This is a genomic window from Streptomyces sp. NBC_01549, from assembly GCF_026339955.1.
Lineage (GTDB): Bacteria > Actinomycetota > Actinomycetes > Streptomycetales > Streptomycetaceae > Streptomyces.
The window spans coordinates 849,195-872,432 of record NZ_JAPEPW010000002.1; the positions used below are offsets into that span (position 1 = coordinate 849,195).

26 protein-coding genes are annotated in these 23,238 nt (G+C 71.7%); 10 read left to right on the forward strand and 16 right to left on the reverse strand.

Annotated elements, in window-relative coordinates:
- Window positions 1-19: 19 nt before the first annotated feature.
- From OG819_RS38580 to OG819_RS38610, 7 genes are all read right to left on the reverse strand, one after another.
- Entirely contained in the window at window positions 20-475 is a 456-nt protein-coding gene (locus OG819_RS38580) for a helix-turn-helix transcriptional regulator (RefSeq protein WP_266653746.1), read from the reverse strand.
- A 132-nt stretch (window positions 476-607) separates the two neighbouring features.
- Window positions 608-1,129, reverse strand: coding sequence for a DinB family protein (locus tag OG819_RS38585; protein ID WP_266635046.1), 522 nt, complete (start codon window positions 1,127-1,129; stop codon window positions 608-610).
- A 208-nt stretch (window positions 1,130-1,337) separates the two neighbouring features.
- Window positions 1,338-2,681: a diacylglycerol kinase family protein gene (locus OG819_RS38590; RefSeq protein ID WP_266653748.1), complete on the reverse strand. Its 1,344-nt coding sequence runs from the start codon at window positions 2,679-2,681 to the stop codon at window positions 1,338-1,340.
- Window positions 2,682-2,895: 214 nt separating this feature from the next.
- Window positions 2,896-3,339 (reverse strand): response regulator, encoded by a 444-nt coding sequence (locus tag OG819_RS38595; protein ID WP_266632969.1) that lies wholly within the window; start codon window positions 3,337-3,339, stop codon window positions 2,896-2,898.
- Window positions 3,336-5,000 (reverse strand): sensor histidine kinase, encoded by a 1,665-nt coding sequence (locus OG819_RS38600; protein ID WP_266653750.1) that lies wholly within the window; start codon window positions 4,998-5,000, stop codon window positions 3,336-3,338. Before OG819_RS38600 ends, OG819_RS38595 begins: the two co-directional genes overlap by 4 nt.
- Complete coding sequence (locus OG819_RS38605; RefSeq protein WP_266635044.1) at window positions 4,997-6,196, reverse strand: PP2C family protein-serine/threonine phosphatase; 1,200 nt, start codon at window positions 6,194-6,196, stop codon at window positions 4,997-4,999. Before OG819_RS38605 ends, OG819_RS38600 begins: the two co-directional genes overlap by 4 nt.
- 107 nt (window positions 6,197-6,303) lie before the next feature.
- Window positions 6,304-6,756 carry an ATP-binding protein gene (locus OG819_RS38610; RefSeq protein WP_266653752.1) on the reverse strand — a complete coding sequence of 151 codons (453 nt, stop codon included), beginning with the start codon at window positions 6,754-6,756 and terminating at the stop codon, window positions 6,304-6,306.
- Between the two features lie 232 nt (window positions 6,757-6,988).
- Between OG819_RS38610 and OG819_RS38615 the strand changes: the two genes are divergently transcribed.
- Window positions 6,989-7,519 carry a MarR family winged helix-turn-helix transcriptional regulator gene (locus OG819_RS38615; RefSeq protein WP_266425102.1) on the forward strand — a complete coding sequence of 177 codons (531 nt, stop codon included), beginning with the start codon at window positions 6,989-6,991 and terminating at the stop codon, window positions 7,517-7,519.
- Between the two features lie 7 nt (window positions 7,520-7,526).
- Here the strand turns inward: OG819_RS38615 and OG819_RS38620 are convergent, their stop codons facing one another.
- Together OG819_RS38620 and OG819_RS38625 are read right to left on the reverse strand one after the other, a co-directional pair.
- On the reverse strand, window positions 7,527-7,856 hold the full coding sequence (locus tag OG819_RS38620; protein WP_266653754.1) for an STAS domain-containing protein: 330 nt from the start codon (window positions 7,854-7,856) through the stop codon (window positions 7,527-7,529).
- A gap of 260 nt (window positions 7,857-8,116) precedes the next feature.
- Window positions 8,117-8,629, reverse strand: coding sequence for a MarR family winged helix-turn-helix transcriptional regulator (locus tag OG819_RS38625; protein ID WP_266425108.1), 513 nt, complete (start codon window positions 8,627-8,629; stop codon window positions 8,117-8,119).
- A gap of 135 nt (window positions 8,630-8,764) precedes the next feature.
- Here OG819_RS38625 and OG819_RS38630 point away from each other — a divergent pair, with 135 nt between their 5' ends.
- From OG819_RS38630 to OG819_RS38640, 3 genes are all read left to right on the forward strand, one after another.
- Entirely contained in the window at window positions 8,765-9,937 is a 1,173-nt protein-coding gene (locus tag OG819_RS38630) for a PP2C family protein-serine/threonine phosphatase (protein ID WP_266653756.1), read from the forward strand.
- A 123-nt stretch (window positions 9,938-10,060) separates the two neighbouring features.
- Window positions 10,061-10,204 carry a hypothetical protein gene (locus OG819_RS38635; RefSeq protein ID WP_266632957.1) on the forward strand — a complete coding sequence of 48 codons (144 nt, stop codon included), beginning with the start codon at window positions 10,061-10,063 and terminating at the stop codon, window positions 10,202-10,204.
- The gene (locus OG819_RS38640) at window positions 10,204-10,800 is read left to right on the forward strand and encodes a PRC-barrel domain-containing protein (RefSeq protein WP_266653758.1); all 597 of its coding nucleotides are present in this window, start codon (window positions 10,204-10,206) and stop codon (window positions 10,798-10,800) included. The genes OG819_RS38635 and OG819_RS38640 overlap by 1 nt, the downstream gene beginning before the upstream one ends.
- Window positions 10,801-10,949: 149 nt before the next feature.
- Here the strand turns inward: OG819_RS38640 and OG819_RS38645 are convergent, their stop codons facing one another.
- A complete protein-coding gene (locus tag OG819_RS38645; protein ID WP_266653760.1) occupies window positions 10,950-12,263 on the reverse strand; it encodes a DUF6777 domain-containing protein in 1,314 nt (437 codons plus the stop codon).
- A gap of 175 nt (window positions 12,264-12,438) precedes the next feature.
- On the opposite strand from OG819_RS38645, the gene OG819_RS38650 reads away from it, so the two are divergent.
- Complete coding sequence (locus OG819_RS38650) at window positions 12,439-13,740, forward strand: streptophobe family protein (protein ID WP_266653762.1); 1,302 nt, start codon at window positions 12,439-12,441, stop codon at window positions 13,738-13,740.
- Window positions 13,741-13,755: 15 nt separating this feature from the next.
- On the opposite strand, the gene OG819_RS38655 is transcribed toward OG819_RS38650, so the two are convergent.
- From OG819_RS38655 to OG819_RS38665, 3 genes are all read right to left on the reverse strand, one after another.
- The gene (locus OG819_RS38655) at window positions 13,756-14,382 is read right to left on the reverse strand and encodes a hypothetical protein (RefSeq protein ID WP_266653767.1); all 627 of its coding nucleotides are present in this window, start codon (window positions 14,380-14,382) and stop codon (window positions 13,756-13,758) included.
- 5 nt (window positions 14,383-14,387) lie between these two features.
- Window positions 14,388-16,727, reverse strand: coding sequence for an FHA domain-containing protein (locus tag OG819_RS38660; RefSeq protein ID WP_266653770.1), 2,340 nt, complete (start codon window positions 16,725-16,727; stop codon window positions 14,388-14,390).
- A gap of 140 nt (window positions 16,728-16,867) precedes the next feature.
- On the reverse strand, window positions 16,868-17,278 hold the full coding sequence (locus OG819_RS38665; protein WP_266632945.1) for a hypothetical protein: 411 nt from the start codon (window positions 17,276-17,278) through the stop codon (window positions 16,868-16,870).
- A gap of 383 nt (window positions 17,279-17,661) precedes the next feature.
- Between OG819_RS38665 and OG819_RS38670 the strand changes: the two genes are divergently transcribed.
- Window positions 17,662-18,042, forward strand: coding sequence for a nuclear transport factor 2 family protein (locus OG819_RS38670; RefSeq protein WP_266653772.1), 381 nt, complete (start codon window positions 17,662-17,664; stop codon window positions 18,040-18,042).
- A 205-nt stretch (window positions 18,043-18,247) separates the two neighbouring features.
- Here OG819_RS38670 and mgrA read toward each other — a convergent pair whose 3' ends face one another.
- The gene (mgrA, locus tag OG819_RS38675; RefSeq protein WP_266653774.1) at window positions 18,248-19,240 is read right to left on the reverse strand and encodes an L-glyceraldehyde 3-phosphate reductase; all 993 of its coding nucleotides are present in this window, start codon (window positions 19,238-19,240) and stop codon (window positions 18,248-18,250) included.
- Window positions 19,241-19,366: 126 nt separating this feature from the next.
- Between mgrA and OG819_RS38680 the strand changes: the two genes are divergently transcribed.
- From OG819_RS38680 to OG819_RS38695, 4 genes are all read left to right on the forward strand, one after another.
- The gene (locus OG819_RS38680) at window positions 19,367-20,260 is read left to right on the forward strand and encodes a LysR substrate-binding domain-containing protein (protein WP_266653776.1); all 894 of its coding nucleotides are present in this window, start codon (window positions 19,367-19,369) and stop codon (window positions 20,258-20,260) included.
- 100 nt (window positions 20,261-20,360) lie between these two features.
- Window positions 20,361-20,831 (forward strand): carotenoid oxygenase family protein, encoded by a 471-nt coding sequence (locus tag OG819_RS38685; RefSeq protein ID WP_323139404.1) that lies wholly within the window; start codon window positions 20,361-20,363, stop codon window positions 20,829-20,831.
- The gene (locus tag OG819_RS38690) at window positions 20,798-21,142 is read left to right on the forward strand and encodes a carotenoid oxygenase family protein (RefSeq protein ID WP_266655481.1); all 345 of its coding nucleotides are present in this window, start codon (window positions 20,798-20,800) and stop codon (window positions 21,140-21,142) included. Before OG819_RS38685 ends, OG819_RS38690 begins: the two co-directional genes overlap by 34 nt.
- Window positions 21,143-21,169: 27 nt before the next feature.
- Window positions 21,170-21,679 carry a DinB family protein gene (locus OG819_RS38695; protein ID WP_266632938.1) on the forward strand — a complete coding sequence of 170 codons (510 nt, stop codon included), beginning with the start codon at window positions 21,170-21,172 and terminating at the stop codon, window positions 21,677-21,679.
- Here the strand turns inward: OG819_RS38695 and OG819_RS38700 are convergent.
- The gene (locus OG819_RS38700) at window positions 21,667-22,725 is read right to left on the reverse strand and encodes an adenosine deaminase (RefSeq protein WP_266632937.1); all 1,059 of its coding nucleotides are present in this window, start codon (window positions 22,723-22,725) and stop codon (window positions 21,667-21,669) included. The genes OG819_RS38695 and OG819_RS38700 overlap by 13 nt on opposite strands.
- A 43-nt stretch (window positions 22,726-22,768) precedes the next feature.
- Window positions 22,769-23,164 (reverse strand): VOC family protein, encoded by a 396-nt coding sequence (locus OG819_RS38705; protein ID WP_266632936.1) that lies wholly within the window; start codon window positions 23,162-23,164, stop codon window positions 22,769-22,771.
- Window positions 23,165-23,238 lie beyond the last annotated feature (74 nt).

Here is a 23,238-nt window from a genome sequence, read left to right on the forward strand (position 1 = left end):
CGCGAGCAGGTCGTCGCGGTCAGGCGGCGAGGCACATGCCGTCGTGGTGCGAGGCCGACGGGGTGCGGCGGTGGGCGGGCCGCATCTGGGCGAGGCGGGTCAGTTCGTCCTGGGCCAGTGAGAGCAGATCGATGAGCCCGAGGCCCAGGGCGCGCGCGGCGGCCGCGAGGACTTCGGACGAGGCCTCCTTGCGGCCGCGCTCAAGCTCCGAGAGATACGGCATCGAGATCCGTGCCGCGTCGGCCACGTCCTTGAGTGTCCGTTCCTGCGCGAGCCGCTCGCGCCGCAGGACGTCACCCATCAGGTCGCGCCACAGCGGCTCCCTGCTCCCGGGCTCCGGTGGCACCTGCCGGGGCGCGAGGGCCGGGCGGGGCCGCGGGGGCGCGTCGGCCGCGGGGGCGGCGGGACGGGTCGCCGGTGCGGTCGCCGGGCGGAGGGGAATGACGCGGGCTGCGTTCGGCGCTTGGTTGCTCACCCCTTCAGCCTAGAAGCGCTGAGCTGCGAGGGAAGGGATCGGCTCGGCATTCCGCTCTGGGGGGAATCGAGCCGTGCCGACGAAGGCGGGTCCGCACCACGTCGGCCGGTGCCCCACTGCCCCGGCCGCCCGTTACTGCCCGACCCGCCCGTCGATCCGCTCCCGCAGGAAGTCCGCGTGGCCGTTGTGCCGGGCGTACTCCTCGATCATGTGGACCAGCACCTCTCGCAGCGCGATGGGCTCGTCGTCGTGGGTGCCGGTGATGTCGAGGTCGCGGGCCTCGTCCACGAACCGCTCGGCGAAGGCCACCTCGGAGCGCCAGGTGTCCCAGGCGTCCGCCACCACCTCCGGGTCGGGCACCGCACCGTTGAAGTCGCCGTTCGGGTCGCCGTCGCAGCGGTAGTGCCGGGACACCTCCTGTCCGTCAAGCACCTGGCGGAACCAGGCCTGTTCGACCCCCGCCAGGTGGCGCACCAGCCCGAGCAGCGACATGTTCGACGGCTCGACGGAACGCCGGGCCATCGCCTCGGCATCCAGACCCGCGCACTTCATCTCCAACGTCAGCCGCTGGTCGCGCAGATACCCGACAAGCGTGTCCCTCTCCCCCACGAACCCCCCGTCGGAGCGCGGATCGTCGTCCGGGTGCACGAACATGTCCCACCACCCGAAAGTCCGCTCGGACGGGCTGTCACCGGACTGGGGAAGCGTGGTGTCGGTCATGCCTCCGAGCATCGACGCCCCGCTCGGGATCCGCCACCGGTTTTCCGCCGCAAGCAGGGTGTCCCCGGCGGCGGATTCGCCAACAGCACCCCGGTGTACGGGGCGGCCCCACCAGCCTTTCAGCGAGCGCCCGACGAACCCTTCAGCGCAGCCACTGGTCCTTCTCCGCGGGCCGGTACAGCGTCACGGCCCGCGTCAGCTTGTCGAGCACGAGCCTCGGTGCCGCGACCCGGGTCACTTCACCGTCGTACGAGAACCGCGGGTCCCCGCACAGCACTTCGAGCCGCAGGCCACGCACCTGCGCCGTGGTGAGGACCCGGCTGTTGTGCAGGGTGCCGGTCAGGACGGCGAGCAGCAGCCGGGTCCTGGCCAGTGGAGTGCCGGCGTCGACGGCACGGACGTCGAGCAGTCCGTCGTCGAGTTGGGTGCGGTAGGTGGGCGCGAACCCGGCGGGGTGGTAGATGCCGTTGCCCGCGAAGAGGAGCCACAGGTGCTTGGGGCGGCCGTTGACCGAGATGTGCACGGGGCTGCCCTTGGCGAGGACCCTGACCAGTCCGACCACCAGCGCGGGCCATTTCCCGATCCGTTGTTCCAGTTTTTCCCGGGCCCCGACCAGGTCCGAGTAGACGCCGAGGCTGAAGGTGTTGAGGAACACCTGCTCCGCTCCGCCGGGGGCCCGGGCCCGCCCGAGGTCTGCGACGACCGCGTCGCCCGCCTGCACGGCTCGTGCGACGTCCTCGAGGGTCTGGTTGCCGAGGTCCGCGGCGAAGTGGTTGAAGGTGCCGCCCGGGAAGACCGCGAGCGGCAGACCGAGTCGGGCGGCGAACTCCGTCGCGGCGTTGATCGTGCCGTCGCCGCCGCAGGCGCCGAGGGCGCCGCCCTCGACCTTGGCCCGCCGGGCGGCCTGTTCCAGGAGTTCCACCAGGTCCTGGCCCTCCTGTGGCACCGTGATCTCGGCCTTGGGCAGCGCGGCACGCAGATAGGCGCTCGCGTCGGGGGTGTCGGCGCTCCACGAGAGACCCGAGGACGGGTTGACCACGATGTGCAGTCCGGCGCCCCCGGGCAGGGCGGGAGCGGGCCGCCGCGGGGGTGCCGCCGCGGCCGCCGCCTCCGGTTTGACCGGCCACCAGCGGGCGGTCAGCGCGGCGGCGCCGACGCCGATCGCGACGCCCACGGCCACGTCACCCGGCCGGCGGGCCCCCGAGCGCGTGCGGGCCACGGTCAGGGCCGCGGCGCCGGGAACCGCGAACAGGCCGTACCGGGGCGCTTCGAGCAGGACTCCCGCGGCGAACGCGGCGGCCGACGCGACACGGCCGGCCGCGTCGAGCGGCTGCGCCTTGCGTGCCGCCGGGCGTGCCAGCACGCGGGTCACGGCCGAGGCGATACCGACGGTGCCGATGCCGCGCAGCGCCGCCCGGCGCGCGGTCCGGTTCCCGGACGCGCCGAGGGCCGCGGCCGCGCCGGCCCACAGGAGTCCGCCCGCCACGGTCCGTCGCCATCCGGAGGGCCCGGCCGGTCCCGTGGCCGCCCCGCCCGGCCGCCACGGCGTGCCGCCGCTTGTTCGTCGCCCCGTCCCGCGCCTTCTCATCAGAGGCCCACCCTCGCGTCTCGACAACAGAGCTCCTGGTCGGCAAGGTTGTGCCGCCCCTGTCCCTGTTCCCCGACTTCGCGCATTCATGGACGTCCGGCCGGGACAGGGGTCAGGTGGTCTTGGGCAGCTTCACCACGGTCACGAAGAAGTCGTCGATCTGGCGGACCGCCGCGATGAACTGGTCGAGATCGACGGGCTTGGTGACATAGGCGTTCGCGTGCAGTTTGTAGCTGCGCAGGATGTCCTCCTCGGCGGAGGAGGTGGTGAGGACGACGACGGGGATGTGCGCCAGTTCCTCGTCGGACTTGATCCGCTCCAGTACCTGGCGCCCGTCGTACTTGGGCAGGTTGAGGTCGAGCAGGATCAGGTCGGGGCGCGGAGCCCCGGTGTGCTGGTTGGTGCGGTAGAGGAAGTCGAGGGCCTCCTCGCCGTCCCGTACGACGTGCAGGGTGTTACGGATTTTATTGTCCTCGAACGCCTCGCGGGTCATCAGCTCGTCGCCGGGGTCGTCCTCGACGAGCAGGACCTGGATGGGTTCGACGGGGGTGCTCACGTGTGTGCTCCTTCGGGTGGGCGCGTTGCCTCCTCGGCTCCGAGGTCGGGTTCCGTTCGCGCCGTGGGCAGGGTGAAGGACACGCGCGTGCCCGCACCGGTGGTGCCGTCCAGGGTGATGGCGCCCCCGTGATGTTCGACGATCTTGCGGCACACGGCAAGGCCGATCCCCGTGCCCTCGTACTCGTCGCGACCGTGCAGCCGCTGGAAGATGACGAAGACCTTCTCCCTGAACTCGGGTTCGATGCCTATGCCGTTGTCCTGCACGACCAGCCGCCACTGTCCGTCCTCCGGCTCCGCCTCGCAGCGGACGGCGATCTCGGGCGCCCGGTCGGGGTGGCGGAACTTCACGGCGTTGCCGATCAAGTTCTGCCAGAGCATGGTCAGAGTGGTGGCGTCCCCGGTCACGGTGGGCAGCGGCCCCTCCCGTACGACACGCGCGCCCGTCTCCTCCAGGACCACGCTGAGGTTGCCGAGTGCCCGGTCCAGTACGTCGTCGAGCGCGACGGGGACCGGTTCCTCGCCGACGCGGCCGACGCGGGAGAAGGTCAGCAGGTCGTTGATGAGGATCTGCATGCGCTTGGCGCCGTCGACGGCGAAGTCGATGTACTGCTTCGCCCGGGCGTCCAGTTGGTCGCCGTACCGTTTCTCCAGGAGCTGGCAGAAGGACGCGACCTTGCGCAGGGGTTCCTGCAGATCGTGCGAGGCGACGTAGGCGAACTGCTCCAGCTCCGCGTTCGAGCGCTTCAGTTCCAGGGTCTGGGCGTCGAGTTCCTCGGCCTGCCGTTCCAGGAGGACTTCACGGGCCTTGGAGGCGGAGAGTTCCTCCACGATGCGGCGGCGCATCTCCTCCACGGCCCGGGCGACCCTCTCCAGGTCGCGCGGCCCGTCGAGCCGGATCCTGCGCTCGAACGCGCCGCCGCTGACGTCCACCGAGGCCGCTTCCAGGGCCCGCAGGGGACGCCCCACGATCCGGTGCAGCAGCAGGGTCAGCGCGAGGCCGCTCGCCAGAAAGGCGGCGAGCATACCGACAAAGAGGAGGTTGCGGGACCGGCGGCTGTCCTCGGCGGAGGCGCGGGTCCGGTCGCGCAGCTGCTCGATGTCCTTCTCCAGGGTGGCGAGTTGACCGCGGATGTCGTCGAACCTGGCCTTGCTCGCCTCCAGAGAGGGGGCTTTGTCGCCGCCGGGCGCGCGGGCCGCCTCGATCAGCGGCTCGGCGTACTCGTGGCGCCAGACGTCACTGAGGCGCCCGACCGTCTTCAGGTCCGCGGCGATCCTGGGGTGGTCGGCCAGTTCCGCAGCCAGGCGGGCCTCGAAGGTCTTCTCGTCCCGTGCTCCCGACGCGTACGGATCGAGGAAACCGGAGTCCTTGCTCAGCACGTAGCCGCGTACGCCCGTCTCCTGGTCCACCAGCGAGGTCTCCAGCTGGTAGGCGGTGGAACGGGCCGGCTGGATGCGGTCGGTGAGCAGATCGGTGCGGTCGTCGGCGCGGGCCTGGAGGACCCCGCCGGACACGGCGAAGACGATCACCAGCAGCGCGTTGGCGGCCAGCACCACGTGGATCCAGCCCTGCGCGGTGAGCCGGGCGACGCGCTTGGGCTTGCCGTCCTCGGGGGTGTTCGCCGTGGCGTCCGGCCCCGGGGCGTTCGGCGTGCGAGTCATGACATGCCGTCCGTCGCCAGGTGCAGGACGGCCACGTCGTCGGCGAGTCCGCCGTGGGAGGCGGTGAGCGCCGCGACGTCCTCGACGACCGCGTCGACGAACGGCCGCCCGCGCAGGGCCTGGTGTTTCCTCGCCACCGCGAGCAGTCCTTCCTCTCCCAGCCGCCGGTCCGGGGCCACGACGCCCTCGAAGAGCCCGTCGGTGAACAGCGTCACGGCGCTGATGTCGTGCGCGGGCAGCTCGGTCTCCGGCCAGTGGGCCCGGCCCGGGAGCAGTCCGAGCGCGGGGCCCGGGGCCGGCTCGAACAGCTCGATACCGCGCGGGGTACCGATGAGCAGTCCCGGGTGTCCGGCGCGGATCACGCTCATGCGGCTGCGGTCCTTGGCGATCCGCAGGACGGTGAGGGTGGCGAAGATGTAGTCCGCGGCGCGCTCGGCCCCGATGATCTCCTCCAGAAGCTCGAGTTGCCGCGTGCCCACGCAACCGGAGAGCACGGCGGCGCGCCACGCCACCCGCAGGCAGACGCCGAGCGCGGCCTCCGCCGCGCCATGGCCGGAGACGTCCCCGATCACCGCGTGCACGGTGCCGTCCTCGCTCTCGACGACGTCGAAGAAGTCGCCGCCGAGCAGGGCGTGGTCCCGGCCCGGGCTGTAGCGCGAGGCCACCTGGCAACCGGCGTCCCGCAGCAGGGGCGTGGGCAGCAGTCCACGCTCCAGGCGCGCGTTCTCCCGGGCCAGCAGCCGGCTCGCCTGGAGTTCGGCGCTCGACCGCTCCACCTGCTTGCGCTGCAGGGCGTACCGGACCGCGCGGCTCAGCGCCTCGGCGTCCAGGCCGTCCTTGGCGAGGAAGTCCTGTGCTCCTTCAGCCACCGCGGCGAGCCCGGCCTCGTTCTCGGCGACTCCGGTGAGCACCACGACAGCCGCGTCGGGCGCGGCGTCACGCACCAGCCGGACCGCGCTCAGTCCGCGGGTGTCGGGCAGATGCAGGTCCAGCAGAACGCACACGGCGTAGCGCGCGGCATCGAGGAACACCCGTGCCTCGGCGAGGGACTTGCACCAGGTGACCTCCATCGGCAGTCCGGTGTCGGCCAGCACCTCCCGCACCAGCAGTGCGTCTCCGGCGTCGTCCTCGACCAGCAGCAGTGCCGCGGTGGCGTCCAGGCCCCAGCGGGGATCCGAGGTCCCCTGCCGGGGCACCGCGCCGAGTTCACCTGTCCGCGGCAGGCGATCCGCCACGCTCGCCCCCCTTGGGTGACCCACGCCGACCGTGGTCCGCTGTGAACCTACTGGTACGTGACTCCGGGTCAACGGCGCAGGGCGAGCTGGGCCTTGACGCACTTTCCGACCGGTACCCGCCCGACGGTCACCTGCGTGGCGAGCGCGTGCACGATCTCCAGGCCGTGCCGCCCCACGCGTTCGGGATCCCGCGGGTAGCGCCGGGGCAGGGTGGCGCTGCTGTCGTACACGATGACGGTGACGGAGGTGTCGGTTCCCTCCAGTTCCAGGATGTACGGTCCGTGGCTGTGCCGGTCCGCGTTGGTGACCAGCTCGCTCACGACCAGCAGGAGGTCGCCGGTGGCCCGTTCGCCGATCTCGGCACACCACTCCGAACGGAGCTGTTCGAGGAACAGCTCGGCGAAGTGGCGTGCTTCGGCGATGCACCCCGGCTCGCCGGTGTAGTGCGCCGCCCGCCGAAGCGGTTCCACGGGCACGTCGAAGCCAGTCGGTATCACCGCTCCGTCCAAGCGCTCGATCATGTGGTTCTCTCTCGGATGCCGGTACGTCGGGACCTTCCGCGTCCGGACGCTGCTGCACAAGTGCTCGTACCCCGTGAAGTGCTCCACAGTCACCCCGATGTTCCCTCGTCCCGGTGGCTTCCGCACATGATTCCCACACACGACCGGTGTCGTTCCGACGCGGCCGGGCAGGGCCACCACGCGAGGCATGACCGGTCACCGAATTCCCGGTGCGAGCAAGGGGCGCGGACGGATGGATGGACAGGACCCCGAAGTACGGGACGACATACCGCCCCGGGGACGGGACAACGCCCTGCTTCAGGCGGCCGATCAGCTCACGGCCGCGGCCGAGATCCTGGTCGCCGTGTCGGCCCGTACGGCGGTCGCGGTCGACAGCAGACTCTCGCCGCCGCTGCTGCGCGCCCTGACCCTGGTGGGCACGGATCCCGGTCTGACGCTCGCGGCACTCGCCGAGCGGGCGCAGGTCAGCCGCTCCCGGGCGAGCCGGGTGTGCGACACGCTCGAAGAAGCCGGGCTGCTGGCCCGCTCGCCGCGCACCGAGGACCGCAGGGGCGTCGGCCTGAGTCTGACCGGCCGCGGCCGCTGTGCCCTCGACCGGGTGCGGGCACAGCGCACCGCGTGGATCAGGGACGCCTTGCTGCGCATGCCGGAGTCCGATCTGAGCGGACTGCTGGCCGCGCTGCGGTCGCTCGGCCCGTCGCTGGCCCACGGGCATCCTGAGCACTCGCCGGAGACGCCTTGGCCGCCCGCACGGTTCACCTGACGCGCCCTCAGACCGCATCCGCCTCCAGCGCCTCCTCCACACCACGGAAGACCGGCAGCACGCCAGAGACGCCGGTGATGCCCAGCACCCGCTCCACGAACGGGGAGAGAGCGGCCAGCCGGAGCCGCGGGCCGAGCACCCCATGAGCCCGCAGGACGACGTTGATCGTGGTCGAGTCGAGGAAGGTCACCCCGGCCAGATCGAGGACGACCGAGCCCTGGCAGGCCCGGCCCGCCGCGGCGAGGGCCTCGTCGAGCTCGGCCGCGCTGTCGAGATCCACCTCGCCGCGGACCGCGATCACGGTCGACCGACCTGTCTCGCTCGTGGACAGTGACATGGCCGCCTGACCTGAACTCCGGCCTGAATGCACAGCGATCCCTCGAAATGTCGTCGAATCCGCGGAGAGTGGGGTAACCGCATGGGGACGGTGCGCCACAACGCCGCGATGGAGCGGTGTCAGGCCCTACCGTAGCCGACCGTTGTCATTTGACAACAATTGCCGTCAGGCAACAATCTGGTACCCCTGCGATCCCAAGTTCGGCGACCCGTGGGCCGGTTGTCGCAGTGATGGGTCGCATCGAAGGGACGCAGATGGAGCTAATCGGTACCGGTCGCACGCCCGGGCGCCCGGCCGGACCGGCCGGAGCGCTCCTCGAGCTGGTCCAGCGCGGTCGCCCGGAACGCTTCGAGGCCTTCGGTGAGCCGGGCGACGTCCGCCGAGGACATCTGCTCCAGCACGGCCCGCACCTCGCGCGCGCGGTGGTCCCGGAGTTCGCCCAGCACCTGCTCCCCGAGCGGGCTGAGGCCGACCTCGACCTCGCGCCGGCTCGTCGAGCTCGGCACTCTGCGGATCAGGCCGACTGCCTCCATCCGGTCACACAGACGGCTGACCGAGGAGGGACGCGAGGCCAGGGCGTCGCCGAGCGAGCGAAGATTCATGGACCCGCCCTGCTCGATCACGATCAGGGCCCGTAGCTGAGAGGGCGGCACCGGTCCGGACGGCGCGGACTCCTGCCCTCGACCCCACAGGAGTTCGAGGAGCTCCGAGACGGCGTCGAGCGTTTGCGCGGCTTCATCTCGGGAGACGGGTGGACGGATCGAGCGAGGCACCGATCCACCTTGTCATCTCCTGAAGGCCATGGCCAGCCGCGCCGGTCCACCGGAGCCCCGAGAACAGACCACCGCGACCACGCGGACCCACTCGCACGAGAACCGCACGAGAAAGCCATCACGACCGTGACCTCTGTGAACGACGTCGACAGAGCCCTGCGCGCGGCCCCGCCGCATGCGCTGCTCGACACCCTGCGCCCCCTCCTGACGGATGTCTGGGGGGCGATCGACGCCGACCTGCTGCTGGCGGACTACGGGCTGACCGTGCTCCAGTCGGTCGAGGAGCCCGGCGACCCCGCGCGTGCCGTCTCCCTGCACAACAGCCCCGAGGGCCGGGCCTTCGGCAGTCAGGAGCCGCACGAGGAACACCCCCGAAACGCCGGGCGGACCCGTCTCCATCTGCCGGTCACCGCCCGGGGCGAGCGCCTGGGCATCCTCACGGTCCTGCTGCCCCCGGAGCCCGTGGACCCCGTGGTGACCGACGAACTGGTGCAGGTCGCCGACCTGCTGGGCCACGCGATCGTCGTGGCCGAACGGGACACCGACGTCTACCGGCAGGCCCGGCGGATCGGCCGGCTGACGCTGGCCGCCGAAATGCAGTGGGAACTGCTCCCGAGCCGGGCCTGCGCCCGCGCGGAGTTCGCCGTCGGCGCCCAGCTGGAGCCCGCTTACGCGGTGCGCGGGGACAACTTCGACTGGTCCTCGGACGCGCACCGGCTCACCCTGTCGATCATCAACGGGATGGGGGACGGCATCCACGCGTCCTTGCTGACCCACCTCGCCGTCGGCGCCCTGCGCAACGCCCGCCGCGCCGGGCTCCCGGTCGCCGACCAGGCCAGACTCGCCGACCAGGCCCTCTACGCCCAGCACCACGGCGACCAGCACGTGTCGGCGCTGCTGCTCTCCTTCGACCTCGCCACCGGCCGCGCGCTCGCGGTGGACGCGGGCTCGCCCCGGATGTGGCGCCGACGGGGTACGGCCGTGGAGCGGATCGAGCTGGAGGCGCAGCTGCCGCTCGGCATGTTCGAGGAGTCCGACTACGTGCCGCAGGAGTTCGGCGTCCTGCCCGGCGACCGGCTGCTGGTGGTGAGCGACGGTGTGTACGACGCGCTCTCCCCGCTCGGAGAGGTCTTCGGGGAGCGGGCACTGGCCCGTGCCGTGTCGGCCACCGCCCTGCTGCCCGCGGCCGACGTACCGCGCGCCGTCCTCGACGAACTGGCCCGCCACCGCGTCACCGAGCCGCTGGACGACGCGCTGATCGTCTGTCTGGACTGGTCCGGCAGACCGGCCGGCACGTCGTCCGACTGATCCCGCGCCCGAGCCCAGCCGCCGCGATGGCGGACACGGTGCATCCTCCGGCCCGCTCGGGGCACCCGGACCGGGCGGAATCCGGTCGACGGCGGCCGGGGCCCGAAGGCCCGGAGGTGGACGGTGGACTGGTGGATGTGGCTGGTCGTCGTGGTCGCGGCCCTGGTGCTGCTGAGCGTGGCGGCGGTCTGGGTGCAGACGAGCAGACGGTCGGGGACCGTCATCGCCGTGCGGCGCGAGGACCGGTTCGGGAAACGGGAGGTGTGATGAGCGAGTTGATGTCCGCACGCGATCTCGGTGGACGACCGGTGGTCACCCTGGGCGGTGAGGCGGTGGCGCGGGTCAAGGACACCGTCTTCGACGGGCCCGCGGGACGGGTCACCGGCTTCACCCTCAACGGCCGGGGGCTGCTCGCGGGCCCGCTGAAGCAGAGCCTGCCGTGGAGCGCGGTGCACTCGCTCGGCCGCGACGCCGTCATGATCCTCGGCCGGGAGGTCCTCGCCGAACCGGTCGCGGTGGTCGCTCGGGACGAGGCGGCGCACGGCCGGGTACTGGGCGCCAGGGTCCTGACGGACATGGGCACGGAGGTCGGCACCGTCTTGGACCTCGTCGTCGAGGCCGGTATCAGCGGGCGCGTGGTGGGGTTCCGGATCGCCGCCCGTCAGACGCTGGAGTCCGGTTCGAAGCGCCGCCGCCGCAAGGTGTACGTGCCCCGGGGCGAGACGCTCGCCGTGTCGGGACAGGCTCTCGTCATCCCCGCGAACGCGACCCGCTTCGTCGCCGACGACCTCGCCGGTTTCGCGGCACAGGTCGAGGCGTTCCGCCTCCGGGACACCGCGGACCGGACGGAACCCACACCGTGACACTGTTCTCCCAGGTCCGCGGAGTGCCGGTCGTCACGCTCGGCGAGGCGACCGAGCTCGGTGTCGTGAAGTCACTCACGATCGATGTCGCGTCGGGGCTGGTGAGCTCGGGGACTACGCCCTGGTCGTGCGGATCGGCTGAGGTCGGCTCAGTACCCAGGAGCCGTCGAGGCCGCCTCCGAGGTGCCGCCGGACGAGGTGGTGTCCGACGTCGTGGCATCCGCACTCGTCGTGGCATCGGTCGTCGTGTCGGACGACGCGAGGCCGTCGTACGGCCCCGGCTCCGACGCCCTCGTGGGCGGTTCGGAGGAGGGGGAATCCGGATCCGAGGACAAGGAGGCGGACGGATACGGCACATCGGATGACGACGAGGACGACGACGAGTCAGAAGAAGAGGACGACGACGGCGGCGACGACGAGGACTGGGGCCTCCGCGACGACGACTTCGGTGACGACGACATGCTCACGGCGGGGGACGGCTTCGCCGGAAGGTACGTCTTCTCGTCCCGGCGGCCGTCGGTGTCGCCCCGGTGGCGGCCGACCCATTCGTCGCGGTGGGGGTCGTAGATGACGAAGACGTCGACGGTGGTCTTGGCGGGCACGACGACCACCACGTTCTGCGACCGGTACGAGGGCCAGGTGTCACCCGTCCGCCTGGGCACGGTCCGCTGCGCGACCGCCGGTGTCAACGGGTTCCCGCAGGCACAGCGCACGCGCGGTACCCCGTGGCCGTCGACGAGGACCGCCGTGCCCGTCTGGAGCACCGCCTGGTAGCCGGTGGCCGCGCCGCCGCGGTAGCCGTGGTTGGTGACGCGGGTGTCCATCCGCAGCTGTACGGGGGTGAGCGAGCGCAGGTAGGCCGGGACCTCGGTGGGCTCGACGTCCGCCACGGAGGCGAACGCCTTGTTCTTCGCCGGCTCCGCCCGGAGCGCCTTGATCTGCTTCTCCACATCGCAGCTCGCGGTGTTGCGGGTGCCGCCGTAGAGGCCGGGCGCGGAACCCGACACACCGCGCGTGACATTGGCGGACTCCGGCATGTCCGCCGCGGGTGTCACCGGCGCGGTGGAATCGGACTTCGCCGTCGACTCCGTGAACGGGTCGGGACCCGACTTGTTCGCGGCCTGCAGGAACACCTCGCCGCCCGATCCCGTGCCGGACGTGCCGCCCGAGCGGCTGAGGACGACACCGATCACCACCCCCGCCACCACGACCCCCGTGATCAGCGCGATCCTCGGCGCCGACTTCCACCAGGGGTGGTCCGGACCGCTGCCGTGACCGGGCGGGCCGCCGGAACCGCCGCCTCCCGGGCCGTCGCCGCTCGGCGGAACGCCAGGCGGTGGCGCGAGCGGGCGGCCGATCCCCTGGGTCGGAGCGTGGTCGGAGGCACCCGGCCGGGGGGAGCCCGACAGCGGGCCCGAGGGGGGGCCGGTGGGCCGGTCGGAGGACGGCGGGTCGACGCTCACGAGCTCTTCTTCCGGGCGTAGGGATCTCGCGGCATTTCACGCGCTCCATGCCGTTTAATTCCACAACGCGCCCATTGTGTGCTCCGGTCGGGTGCCCCCCGCAAGCTGACGCGGTCGATGACGCGGTCGGCCCTCCCGACGCGCGGTGGACCCCGGCGCTGCTTAGCGTGGCAGCGTGATCCCGCAGACACCGTCCGGCCAGGTCGTCGCCACTCCGGGCGAGCGGACGGCCGCCCGCCACGGATGGGGCCAGGCCCTGCTGGCGGTGGTGGCCGGGGTGCTCACCATGCTGGCGGCCGCCGCCCTCGGGCTGTGGGGGGCCGGTGCCACGGGCCTGCCCGACCACGCCTACCCACGGGTCGTCACGGCCTCCGTCGTGACCGCGGTCGGCGGCACCATCGAGCTCGCGGGTGACGTGGGCGTGATCGCCGACACTCGGGCGGGGCTGACGGTGATCCCCCTGTCGGTCACGCTCGCCGGGGCCCTGGTGATCGCCGCCGGCTTCCTGCGGCCGCTGCGGCACCGGGCCGTCGTCGGCGCACCCGAGCTGGCCGGCTGGGCCGTCAGGATCGCGGTGCTGTGGCTACTGGCCCTCCTCGGACTCGCGCTCTGCTCCCGCCAGAAGTTCAAGATCTCCCTGGGTACCGGGACGATCAGCGACATCGGCGACCTCATCGGGGTCTCGCCCAAGGTGGGCTTCAAGACCGATGTTCCCGTGACGCTGCTCTACGGGGTGCTGTGGCTCGTGGGTGTCCTCGTCCTCGCCCTGCTCGTGTCGCGCGCGGCCCCGCTACCGGCCCGGTTGCTGCGCTTTCAGGAGTCGGTGCGTCCGGCCGCGTACGCCATGGTGGCGCTGCTGCTCGCGTGTGTCGCCGCCGGGGTGGTCATCGCGCCGGTGACGGCCGCGACACGTGGGCATGTCCCCGAGACCTTCGCGGTGATCTTCCTCGGGCTGCCCAACCTCGCCTGGCTCGCCTTCACGATCGGGCTGGGCGCCACCTGGACGGGGCGGGTGGACGGACCCTTCGGGCTGCCCATGCCGCACGTCCTCGACCAGGTGCTGCGCGCCCCGGACGTCTCCACGCTCAATCTACGCTCCCTCGGCCACTACGACGGCAGGGTGTGGTGGCTGCCGGTCGTCGACGCGCTGCTGCTCCTGGGCGCCGCGTTCCTGATGGCCGCCCGCTCACCGGCCCGGATGCGGGCCTGGCGGCACGCCGTGCGGATGGCGCTCGCGCTGGCGCTGACGGTGCTCATGATCTGTCTCGTCGGCAGGATCTCGGCGCACTACGGCCTGTCGCTCATCGGCATCGGTGACGCCGGCGGCGGCCTCGCGGGCGAGCTCTTCCTCAAGCCGAAGCTCTGGAGCGCGCTCGGGCTCGCCGTCCTGTGGGGCCTGGTGACCGGGTTCCTCGGCGCCCTGCTGGCGAAGAGAGTCCACCGAAAGGGCGAGGTCGTGCAGGACTCCGTCGGCTAGGACCTGTCCCGCGCGTCAGCGGTCACCCGGCTCGTCCATCACCCCCGGGACGAGACGCGTCGGTTCATGGTCGTCGGGTGCCCGTACGACACCAGTGCGGGCCCGGCCCGGAACACTCCCGTTCCGTTCCGGGGCCACCACCGGTTCGTCCGCGACCGCGTACGTGCTCAGCCGCCTCCCGTCGGTGTACACCCAGCGCTCGTGTTCGGCGTCGTACAGCCACAGGGACTCGCCGTCGACGATCACCCCCATCCGCTGCCCGCGCGTGATGCCGCGGAAGGACGCTCCGTCCAGCCGCCCGGCCGCGAGGTCCTCGACCGCGCTCCGATAGCGGGTGAGCGCCTGCTCCACGAGGGCGAGGAGCGGGCGCGGGTCGGCGGTTCGGGTGACGGAGCCGCCCTCCGCGGGCGGCGGCTGCGGTACGGCGACCAGCAGCCGGCCGTCCACCCAGGCCGCCCAGCCGTTGGCGCAGACGACCCGGCCCCAGTCACCGAGCCGCTCGACGAGTTGCACCGGGAGCAGCGCGTCGAGCGGCACGGTGGGCCGGGAGGGGTCCGGTGTCTCCCAGGCGGGCAGGCCGTCCGGCGGAACGACGTGCGTCGGACGGAAGTCGTCGATCGTCGCCGGGTCGGGAGTCGTCATCGCACCTACTTCCGCATGACCTCGGGTTCGTGCCGCCGCAGCAGCCGGGCCACCACGCACCCGAACACGATCGACAGCACGACCAGCATGCCCACGTTGACCAGCCACACGCCGGCCTCGTGCCGGAACAGCGGGTCGGAGGTGAGCCTCCCCGGTTCGATCCGGCCCAAGGCGATGGTCCCCGACATCGCGCCCAGGGCCCAGCGGGCGGGGACGAGCCAGGCCAGTTGCTCCATGCCGGGCACCCTGTGCAGCTTCAACAGCGCACCGCTGAACACGACCTGGACGATGGCGAGCAGCACCAGAAGCGGCATGGTGACCTCCTCCTTGGCCACCGCCGCGGAGACGACGAGGCCGAGCATCATCGCGGAGAAGGCGAGCAGGGCCACCACGAGCGTGATCTCCAGCAGTGGCGGCATGAGGACCCCTTCGCCGCGGGGCGCGTTGAGGTCGACGCCCAACAGGGCGACGAGGCAGAGCACGACGGCCTGGAGCACGGTGATGGCGCCGAGGACCACGATCTTCGACATCAGGTACGCCGATCGGGACAGGCCCACCGCGCGCTCCCGCTGGTGGATGACTCGTTCCTTCACCAGTTCGCGCACGGCGTTGGCCGCGCCCGTCAGAACTCCGCCGATGCACAGGATGAGCAGTACGTTCATCGCCGTCTCCGCCGTCAGTTCGCCGCCGGCCACCGCACGGGCCATCACGCCCATCACACACGGCAGCCCGACCATGACGACGAGGAAGGTCCGGTCGGCGCTGAGCACGGCCGCGTACCGGCGCACCAGGGTGCCGAGTTGCGCGGCCCAGCTCTGGGCCTTGGGCGGCGAGCCGACGGCGGCGGCCGGACCGGCCCGTGGCAGCTGCGGCCGCGCGACGGAGCCCGCGCTGTCGATGTACCGGCCCTGGAGCGGCGAGCCGCGGTACTCCCCCGCCCAGTCCCGGTCCTGGTCCCGCTCGAAGGCTTCGAAGGCCTCGGGCCACTGCTGGTAGCCGAAGAAGGCGAGGGCGCCGTCGGGAGGTCCGAAGTAGGCGACCTTGCCGCCGGGCGCGAGCACCAGGAGCCGGTCGCAGATGTCGAGGCTGAGCACGCTGTGGGTGACCACGATGACCGTACGCCCGTCGTCCGCGAGGCCGCGCAGCATGTGCATCACCGAGCGGTCCATGCCGGGGTCGAGACCGGAGGTGGGTTCGTCCAGGAACAGCAGCGACGGCTTGGTCAGCAGTTCCAGGGCGACGCTGACCCGCTTGCGCTGACCGCCGGACAGACTGTGGATGGACTGGCCGGCGCGCTGCTCCAGGCCCAGCTCCTGGATGACCTCGTCGACCCGCGCCTGGCGCTCCGCCTTGGCGGTGTCCTGCGGGAAGCGCAGCTCGGCGGCGTACGCGAGGGCCCGCCGCACCGTCAACTGGGCGTGCAGGATGTCGTCCTGCGGCACGAGGCCGATGCGCTGGCGCAGCTCGGCGTAGTCGCGGTAGAGGTCGCGGCCGTCGTACAGGACGGCTCCGCGGTCGGCGGGCCGCTGCCCGGTGAGGGCGTTGAGGAGCGTGGACTTTCCGGCGCCGCTGGGGCCCACGACGGCCAGCAGGCACTTTTCGCCGACGGGAAATGACACCTGGTCGAGGAGGATCTTGCGGCCGCGGTCGACGGCGACGGTCAGTTCCTGGACGTCGAGGGAGACCTCGCCGGTGTCGACGTACTCCTGCAACTCGTCGCCGACGAGGCGGAACGCGGAGTGGCCGATACCGACGACGTCACCCGGGGTGAGCGGGGCGCGGGTGACGGGCTGCCCGTTGAGGAACGTGCCGTTGTGGCTGCCGAGGTCGAGGATCTCGTACGTCCCGTCCGGCTGTGCCAGCAGTTCGGCGTGCCGCCGGGAGACGACCAGGTCGTCGATGACCAGGTCGTTGTCCCCGCCGCGGCCGATGCGGACGGTGCGGGCAGGCAGTGGCCGTACTGTGGTCGGCCGTTGGAAGGTGCCGCTGACCGATGGCCGAAAGGCGCCCGGCGACCGCTGCGGGGTCTTGTCGGCGAAGACCGCCCGGGGACCGTCGGAGGGGCTGCCGAAGTGGATGACGCTGCCCGGTCCGACGCCCCATTCGCGGACCCGCCTGCCATCGGCGTACGTGCCGTTCGTGCTGTTCTCGTCCTGGATGGTCCAGTGGTCCGCCTCGGGCCGCAGCACCGCGTGGTGCCACGAGACCCGCACGTCGTCGATGACGATCTCGCTCGACGGGTCACGCCCGACGTGATAGTCGCGGCTCGGACTCAGCACCGTGGAGCCCGTCTCGGTTTCGAGGACGAGTTCGGGCGCCGTCGGCGCGACCGACCGCTCTCCCATGCCCAGAATTCTAGCTATTCGCCGACATATGCGCCTGGTCAGCGGCTCACGTCGGCCGCCGCGACAACGAGTGGGCCGCTCCCGCCGGCTGACCGACCTGGCCCCGCTGACCGGGGGCCCCTGGACCTGTCGGGCGGGGCTCAGGCCGCGGAACTGCCGAGCGCGGCGGCGGTCCGCTGCATCCGCAGCGCGTCCACGGATTCGGCGAGGAGTTCGTACTCGGTGGTGTCGTCACTGGTGGCGATCCGGACGAGCTTTCCCGCGGCCAGCTCCTCGGCGACCAATTCCTGCTGGAGGGCGTCACCGCACCAGGCGCGCAGGACGCTCGGCACGTCGGGGACGGTGTCCGCCACCGGCGCGATCGAGTTCGGCGGGAAGGTCGGATCGTCGGGCTGCGGATCGAGCCGCGAGGCCATCCAGGAGGCACGGTCCCGCATCCACCACAGAGCCAGCGCCAGGGTGGGCGCGCGATAGGTCCCCAGTGGGACACCGACGCGTCTGCCTCCGCATATTCCGTATGCGGTCACATGGCACAGGAATTCGTCGTGCACGATCGCTCCCCCATTGCAACGCTCTCCGCCGGCCCGGCCTCACTTTCCCTGCGGCTCGTTCACTGCGTGCGGCTCGTTCGTGGTGCATGGTGGTGCTGCGCGCGTCATGCGTGGTCGTGCTGCGCGCGGGCTTGGCTGAATCGCCCTGTCACTCGAGTATCGCCACTCCTGACACTCTGTCACCATGCCATTCCAGCCAGTCTCCTGGCATATTCACGGCCGGGTTTGGCCGAAACGCGACTCACTGCCCTTACCCCGGAGGTAATCGACGCCCTCGGGCGTCGGCGGGCATGGTTGCGGTATCGGATCCCAGCGGGGCACCACGGCCGGGAATCCGCTCTCTGACCAGCGACTACCCTACTTTCCACGGAGGTTGATCCACCATGTCCGCAGTCGGCAGCCGTTACGAGAACGCCGTCGCCCGCTACTTCGAGGCCTGGAACGCCACTGCCCGGAATGCGCTCGACAAGGCGGTCGCCGCCGCCTGGAGCGAGGACGGCAGCTACACCGACCCGCTGGCCGAGGTCCGCGGGCACGACGGGATCACCGCGGTGATCGCGGCGGCGCACGAGCAGTTCCCGGGGTTCTCCTTCCGGCTCGCCGGGCCGGTCGACGGGCATCACGACATCGCCCGCTTCGGCTGGGAACTGGTCAACGAGGCCGACGGCACGGCGCCCGTCGCCGGATTCGACGTGATCACCCTGGACGGCGAGGACCGGATCCGCAGCGTCCACGGATTCCTGGACCGCGTGCCGGGCCAATGATGCTCCAGCCGTAGCCGTCAAGGGCGGGGGCGCGGGGCGAGTCGGCCTCGGTGCGGGCCTTCGCCGACTCCTGGTCCGGCCCCTTGGACGCGCCGGGCCGGACTCAGGCGGTCGACCGCCTCTGGGAGCTCAGCGAGCGGCTCAACGCCTGACCGACCGGGCCGCACGGCCCGGTCGGCTTCTCCTACGGCCTGATCGGCGGGGCTCAGGCCTTGATGATCGCGTCGATCCGCGCCAGCTCCTCCGTGGTGAAGTCCAGGGTGCGGGTGGCCGCGACGCTGTCCTCCAGCTGCTGGGGGCTGCTCGCGCCGATGAGCGCGGAGGTCACCCGGCCGCCGCGCAGCACCCAGGCGAGCGCCAGCTGCGCCAGGGACTGGCCGCGGGACTTGGCGATCTCGTCGAGGGCGCGCAGCTGCCGTACCAGGTCCTCGGTGACCGTGTCGGCGCTCAGGAAGGGGCTGTCGCTCGCGGCGCGCGAGCCCTCCGGGATGCCGTCGAGGTAGCGGCTGGTGAGCAGGCCCTGCTCCAGCGGGGAGTAGGCGATGGAGCCGACCTGCAGCTCGTCCAGCGTGTCCAGGAGCCCCTCGTCCTCGGGGCGGCGGTCGAGCATCGAGTAGCGCGGCTGGTGGATCAGCAGCGGGGTGCCCAGCTCGGCCAGGATGCGGGCGGCTTCGCGGGTCTGCTCCGCGGAGTAGTTGGAGACACCGACGTAGAGCGCCTTGCCCTGCTGGACCGCCGAGTGCAGGGCGCCCATCGTCTCCTCCAGGGGAGTCTCCGGGTCGGGGCGGTGCGAGTAGAAGATGTCCACGTAGTCCAGGCCCATCCGGGCCAGGCTCTGGTCGAGCGAGGACAGCAGATACTTCCGGGAGCCCCATTCGCCGTACGGGCCCGGCCACATCAGATAGCCGGCCTTGGTGGAGATGACCAGCTCGTCGCGGTAGGACGCGAAGTCCGCTTTCAGGGCGTCACCGAGGGCCGACTCGGCGGCACCGGGCGGCGGACCGTAGTTGTTGGCCAGGTCGAAGTGGGTGACACCGAGGTCGAAGGCGCGGCGCAGGATCGCGCGCTGGGTCTCCACCGGCCGGTCGGGGCCGAAGTTGTGCCACAGGCCGAGCGACAGCGCGGGCAGCTTCAGTCCGCTGCGTCCGGTGCGCCGGTAGGGCATGTCCGCGTAACGGTCGGGGTGTGCGGTGTACAACGCTTGCTCCTGAAAGGCCGGGAAAACAGGTCTCCACTCTCGCGCGGGCACGTGCAGAGGTCCAACGGGAGAATCGGATGGGACTGAGCGACGGCGCTTCTCAATCGGCGGCTACTGTTGTGCTCCATGGAACTGCGCCACCTTCAGCACTTCGTCGCGGTCGCCGAGGACCAGCATTTCACCCGGGCGGCGGAACGGCTCATGGTGTCGCAGTCGGGACTGTCGTCCTCCATTCGCGCCCTGGAGCGGGAGCTTCAGGCCCCACTGTTCGTGCGCACCACCCGTCGGGTCACGCTCACGGAGGCCGGTCGCGCCCTGCTCGGCGAGGCGGAGCGGATCCTCGCCCAGGTGCGCTCGGCGCAGGACGCCGTGGCCGCCGTACAGGGCGTGCTGCGCGGCACGCTCTCCCTGGGTACCGAGCAGTGCATCGCGGGCGTGGACGTGGCCAAGCTCCTCGCCGCGTTCCGGCGGCGCCATCCCGACGTCGAGATCCGGCTGCGGCAGGCGGGTTCCGAGGCGCTGGCCGAGGAGGTCGCCGCGGGCCGTCTCGACCTGGCCTTCGCCGTCAGGACGCGGGCGGACGGCGACCAGCTGCGGTCGGTCCCGCTGACCAGCGAGCCGATGACCGTGCTCTGCCATCCGACGCACCACCTCGCGACCGCCGCCGTGGTCACGCCCGAGGAGCTGGGCGGCGAGGCGTTCGTCGACTTCCATCCCGACTGGGGGCCGCGCCGCACCACGGACGCGGCCTTCGCGGCGGCCGACGTACGGCGCACCGTGGCCCTGGAGGTCAGCGACGTGCACAGCCTGCTGGAGCTGGTCCACGAGGGCCTCGGCATCGCCGTCGTCCCCCGCCATTTCGGCCACAAGCGCGAGGCCGGCGGTCTCACCGCCCTCCCCTTCAAGGGCGCCTGTGAAGCCTCGTACGAGACCGTCGCCATGCTGCCGCCACCGGACGCCACCAGTCCGGCGGCGCGGGCGCTGATGGTGCTTCTCGACACCCCGCAAGAGGGGGCCTGACACCACCCCCGGACGGGTTCCAGCACTCCTGACCCGGCCCGCTCCCCGGCCGCAGACTCGTGGACGTCCACGACGGCGACTGCGAGGCTGGAGTACGGAGATGGCGGATCACACACGGCGGACGGTCCTGCGCGGGGCGGCGATCGCGGCGGCGGGAGGGCTCGTCGGCTCGATGGGGGGCCGCGCGGCGGCGGCAGCGGAACCGGTGTCGGGCACAGCGGCACAGGGCGGGCATCGGTTCCCGTTCCTGGAGGGGGCGTTCAAGCCCGTCACCGAGGAGCTGACGGCGTTCGACCTCCCGGTCACCGGACGCATCCCGCGCGAGCTGAACGGCCGCTTCCTGCGCAACGGCCCCAACGTCCTGGGCCTGGAGGACCCGCGCGCCCACCACTGGATGCTCGGCGAAGGCATGGTGCACGGAGTGCGGCTGCGGGACGGGCGCGCCGAGTGGTACCGCAACCGCTGGGTCCGCTCGGCCTCCGTGGCCGGGAAACTCGGCGAGCCGTACCCCGGGCCCGTCCCGCCGGACGACTTCCCGTGCAACACCCATGTGATCGGGTACAAGGCCTGACGCCCGACGGGAACCCGCCCGACCGGGCCTTCGCCAACGCGCTGATCAAGCACGACCTGCTCCGCGGCATCACACAGGTCCATCGGCTGCCGCGGGACGCCGCCGCGGGGGAGGCCGTCTTCGTCCCCTCCGAGGGCGCACGGGCCGAGGACGACGGCTATGCGGTCGCCTATGTGCACAACCCCGACCGCGGGGCCGCCGATTTGGTGATCCTGGCGGCCCAGGCCTTCACGCGCGAGCCGGTCGCCCGGGTCCATCTCCCGGGGCGGGTGCCGCTCGGCTTCCACGGGAGTTGGATTCCGGACGCGTGAGGGACCGCGATACGCGATGGTGGACGCATGCATGCAAAGGACATCCTCATCGACGCGTACAGCCGCATCCAGGAAGAGGTCCATGCCGCCGTCGAGGGCCTGCCGCCGGACGTTCTCAACGCCCGCCCCTCGGACGACGCCAACTCCGTCTCATGGCTGGTCTGGCACCTCACCCGCGTCCAGGACGACCATGTCGCGGACGCCGCCGGGCTCGAGCAGGTCTGGCTCTCGCAGGACTGGGAGAAGCGCTTCGGGCTCGATCTGCCGCGCCAGGACACGGGGTACGGGCACAGCTCGGCGAAGGTCGCCAAGGTACGGGTCGACTCCGCCGACCTGCTGACCGGGTACTACGACGCCGTGCACGAACAGACGCTGGAGTTCGTGCGCGGGCTGACCGCCAAGGACCTCGAGCGGATCGTGGACGAGCGCTGGGATCCCCCGGTCACCCTCGGCGTACGGCTGGTCAGCGTCCTGTCCGACGATCTGCAGCACGTCGGACAGGCCGCCTATGTACGGGGGCTGGTTCAGAGGGCGTAGCCGGGCAGGACGACGTCCTCGATGAGGGCCTTGCGCTCGTCGAACGGGATGAACGCGCTCTTCAAGGCGTTCACCGTGACCGTGCGCAGGTCCTCCACCGTCCAGCCCGCCTCCTCGACCAGCAGCGCCATCTCGCGCGTCATCGTCGTGCCCGACACCAGACGGTTGTCGGTGTTGAGGGTGACGCGGAAGCCGAGGTCGCGCAGGGCGGTGATGGGGTGCTCGGCGATGGAGGTCGCGGCGCCCGTCTGGAGGTTGGAGGTCGGGCACATCTCCAGAGCGATACGGCGGTCGCGCACCCAGCTCGCGAGGCGGCCGAGCTTGCCGTCGACGATGTCCTCGGTGATACGGACGCCGTGGCCGATGCGCTGGGCGCCGCAGACCTGGAGGGCCTGGTGGATGCTGGGCAGGCCGTGGGCCTCACCGGCGTGGATGGTGAACGGGACGCTCTCGCCGCGCAGGTGCTCGAAGGCGGCGAGGTGGTCGGCGGGCGGGAAGCCGTCCTCGGCCCCCGCGATGTCGAAGCCGACGACACCGGCGTCCCGGAACGCCACCGCGAGGTCGGCGATCTCCCGGGTGCGGTCGAACATGCGCATCCCGCACAGCAGGGTGCCGACACGGACCGGGGTGCCCGCGGCCGCCGCCTTGGCCATACCGGCCGCCAGACCCTCCTGCACGGTCTCGACGACCTCGGGCAGGGTCAGCCCGCCGTTCACCATCAGCTCGGGCGCGTACCGGACCTCGCCGTAGACGACGCCGTCCTCGGCCAGGTCGAGCACGTACTCCTCGGCCGTGCGCAGCAGGCCCTCGCGGCTCTGCATCACGGCGAGGGTGTGCTCGAAGGTGGCTATGTAGCGCACCAGGTCACCGGAGTTGGCGGCCTCGTAGTACCAGGCGGCCAGCGCGTCCGGGTCGGTGGTGGGCAGCGTGTGGCCGACCGTCTCGGCGAGCTCCACCAGGGTGGCGGGGCGCAGGCCGCCGTCGAGGTGGTCGTGCAGCACGGCCTTGGGGAGGCGGCGGATGGTGTCGATGCGGGGCGCGGTCATGCGTGTCGTTCCTCGGCAGGTTCTGAGCGGCTTGGTGGATGAGTCAGGCGGTGGCGGGCTGGAGCAGGTCCCAGCGGTTTCCGTACAGGTCCTGGAAGACGACGACCGAGCCGTACGGTTCGTGGCGCGGCTCCTCCAGGAAGGTCACGCCCGCCTCGCGCATGCGGGCGTGGTCGCGGGCGAAGTCGTCGGTGTGCAGGAAGAAGGCCACGCGCCCGCCGGTCTGGTCGCCCACCCGCCCGCGCTGTGCCTCGTCCTTGGCCCGGGCCAACAGCAGTCCGCTGCCGCCGCCCTCCGTGCCCGGCTCGACGACGACCCAGCGCGATCCGTCGGGCCGCGGCTGGTCCTCGACGAGCCGGAACCCGAGGGCTTCGGTGTAGAAGCGGATCGCCTCGTCGTAGTCGTCGACGACGAGGGTGACCAGCGCGATGCGTCGCATCGGGACCCCTTAGGTAGTTATACGTAACACGTTAGGGTACGGCATCCCATCGGATGCTTCCGTCCTGCCACCCG